The sequence below is a fragment of the Kitasatospora sp. NPDC041988 genome, from assembly GCF_055588525.1.
Window position 1 is genome coordinate 19413 of the sequence record NZ_JBVJCO010000031.1, and the last position, 3232, is coordinate 22644.

A 3232-nucleotide genomic window follows, 5' to 3' on the forward strand; every position below is an offset into this window, starting at 1 on the left:
ACCCCCCCACCCCCCTCCCCGCGCCCGCCCCACCCCCCCCCCCCCCCCCCCCCCCCCCCCCCCCCCCCCCCCCCCGGACCGTCTGTGCTTCGGATGGTGGTGCGGATTGCGGTGCGCGGGTCCGTCAGGCCCTCATGTACTCAGACACTCGGGCGCTCGGGCGCTCGGGAGCTCGGGAGCTCGGGCGCTCGGGAGCTCGGGTGGTTCAGCAGGGGCCGTTGTCGGTCCAGACGCCCCACTGGCCGGTGGTGGTGGGGTCCTCGCCCTTGGTCCACCACTTGTTGGTGTAGTAGCGGCCCTTCCAGGAGACCTTGGTCGGGGTGGCGTAGGTGGCGGCCGAGTCCCAGCCCGGGGCGGCGGAGCAGCCGGCCGGGGTGGTCGGGGTCGCGGTGGCGGTCGGGGTGGCCGTGGCCGTCGCGGTGGCGGTCGGCGTGGGGGTCACCGTCGGGGTCGCGGTCGGGGTGGGCGTCGGCGCGGCCGGGCAGCCGGCGGCGGAGCCGTTGGTGGCCTCGACCATCTTGTCGAACAGCGCGGTCTTGGTGCCCAGGTCGTACAGCGAGAAGGCGAAGGAGCCGCCGAGGCCGTTGCAGTGGGCGTAGTCGACCTTGGCCTGGATCGAACGGGCGTCCTCACCGGTCCAGAAGGTGGTGCCGTCGTAGAAGTACGTGGTCTTCGCCGTGTCGTCCCAGAAGGTCTTGGCCGGGTTGTCGACGAAGCCCGCGAGCTCCTTGTACATCTGGATGCCGGGGACGTTGCCGGACATGGCCGCGCCGGCGGCCGGGCCGGTGGCGGGCTGGAAGAGGCCGTTCTTGCCGTTGTTCTGAACGCCGGTCCAGCCGCGGTAGTAGAACGGGATACCCACGTTGATCTTCTTGGCGGGGAAGCCGCCCGGGATGCCGTAGTCGGTGTCGCCGGCGGTGTACGCCTTGATCGCGGCGTCGACCGAGTACTTGCCGTGGCCCGGCGCGGCCGGGGTCATCGGGTCGTCCGGGCCGGAGTAGAGCGGGGCCTGGTGGTTGGTCGGGCCCTTGGTGTCCCAGGCACCGTGCATGTCGTAGGTCATGATGTCCAGGAACGTGAGGTACTGGCCGATCTTGTCGGTCTCCACGTTCCGGATCTTGTCCTGGCCGGCGCCGACCGCCGCCGCGGTGGCGTAGGTCCTGCCGTCGGCCTTGCCCTGGGCGTCGAGCTGCTCGCGCAGCTCCTTCAGCAGCAGGGTGAAGTTCTGCTTGTCGTTCGGGCTGGAGAGGTTGCCGGTGTGGCCGCCGCCGCCCGGGTACTCCCAGTCGATGTCGATGCCGTCGAAGATGCCGGCCGCCGAGCCCGGGCCGCCGTAGCCGGCGTCCGCCGGGAGGTTGCCCTTGATGAACATGTCGATGCAGGACGAGACCAGGTGCTTGCGCGAGGCGTCCGTGGCGGCGGCCGCCGAGAAGTACTTGGAGTAGGTCCAGCCGCCCAGCGAGATCAGGATCTTGAGGTTGGGGTTCTTCGCCTTGAGCTTCTTCAGCTGGTTGAAGTTGCCCGCGATCGGCTGGCCCCAGGCGTCGCCGACGCCGTCGACCGCCACGTCCGGGCCGTAGCTCTTCTGGTAGTCGGCGAACGCGTCGCCCGCGCCGTCACCGGCGTTCGGGTTGTTGTCGTCCTGGTTGGCGGCCTTGGTGGCCTGAAAACAGCCGAGGTCGCTCGGGTGGATGTTGGCGAACGAGTAGATCAGGTAGTCCAGCTTCCCGGCCACGCCGGTGTCCTGGATCGTCTTCGGGTAGTACGCGTTCGCGTAGACCGACCACTGGTCGAAGTAGGCGACCTTGATGCCACCGCTGGTGGCCGGCGCGCCGGTGGAGTTGGTGACGGCCGCGTTGGCCGAGGCGCCACCGGAGAGGGCGAGGCCCGCGCCGAGCAGCAGGGAGGCGGTCGTGCCGGCCGCGATGGCGGCCAGGCTCTTCGGGCGCCGGCGGCGGCCGCCCTCCTGAGCCGGGGTCCCGGCCCTTTCGATACGTGAACGGAGCATGGGTGCGTGACTCCTGGTTGTGGGGGATTCCGCCGCCCCGGCGGGTCCGTGCGGGGTGGGGCCGCACGACCAGGGCATGACAGAACAGGGAAGGGAATCGAGCGGGAACATGCCTTGACGGACACCGGGATATGCCGAACCGGCGCCCGCGGCCTCGACCGTTGACGCCGGTTCAGGGGCTCCCTGCACCTGGGATTAAAATGGACTAGACCAACTCCCCCGTCAAGGGGTGATGTTGAGCCTTGAGCCGCCCTTAAGGTTCACCCGTTCCCACCCGACCCCCGCTGACCTGCGGGTCCGGACGGGTCTGCGCAGATCGGCGACGCACGTCAGTAGCGGACGGCGTTGGCCACCTCCGCCTTGACCGTGCCACTGAGATCCCGGTTGCTCTTCGCGGTGGCCTGGGTGCTCTGCCCGGCGGCGACGTCCTCGACGGTCACCGCCGTCACGTCCAGCACGTTGCCCGAGGCATCGGTGAAGTTGACCTGGATCACGTATCGGTAGGACTGCTGCCCGTGATTGGTCACCGTGAGCGGCACCTCGGCCTTGCCGTCCGAGCCGGTCTTCACCTCGCCCGTGGTGACGTCACCCTTGGCGTCCAGGCCGCCCTTGACCCCCGCGATCGCCGAGGAGGCCGCCGCCTCCGCCGACGCGGCCGCCGAGGAGGCCGCCGACGCGACGGCCGAGGAGAGCCCGCCCGCGGCCGAGGCCGCCGCCGACGCGGCGGCGGAGGCGGCGGCCGAGAGACCGGACTCCACCGCGCCGGCGGCCGAGGAGACGGCACTGCTCGCCTTGCCGTCAGACGAGCAGCCGGCCAGGGCCGCCGCGCCGAGCACGGCCGCGGCCAGCACGCCGGCCAGCGCACGGCGGGGGCGGCGGACGACAGGGGCGTCCGGGTCCAGGGCGGTCGGCCGGTGGGGGGTTGTCGTCCGGCGATCCGGCTGGCGATCCGGCTGGCGGTCCATCAGGGTCCTCGATTCTGCCCGGCGCCGGAGTGCCCGGCACACCTCCCGCCCCACCCTCCGAGGAGGTGGCCGCACCCGCCAGCAGAGCTGGTTCATCCGGGTGAGGAGCGGTGGGTCCGCGCCGAGCCCGGTGGGGGGGGGGGGGGGGGGGGGGGGGGGGGGGGGGGGGGGGGGGGAGAGAGGGGGGGGGGGGGGGGGGGGGGGGGGGGGGGGGGGGGGGGGGGGGGGGGTTGGGGGGAGGACAGCAAGGGAAGGTGGG

Annotated in this window: 2 protein-coding genes; both read right to left on the reverse strand. The window is 72.2% G+C overall.

The features are described from left to right. Positions 1-205: 205 nt before the first annotated feature. Positions 206-2008: a glycosyl hydrolase family 18 protein gene (locus ACZ6NC_RS27475; protein ID WP_465736436.1), complete on the reverse strand. Its 1803-nt coding sequence runs from the start codon at positions 2006-2008 to the stop codon at positions 206-208. A gap of 329 nt (positions 2009-2337) precedes the next feature. Further along, complete coding sequence (locus tag ACZ6NC_RS27480) at positions 2338-2973, reverse strand: FxLYD domain-containing protein (RefSeq protein WP_465736437.1); 636 nt, start codon at positions 2971-2973, stop codon at positions 2338-2340. Positions 2974-3232 lie beyond the last annotated feature (259 nt).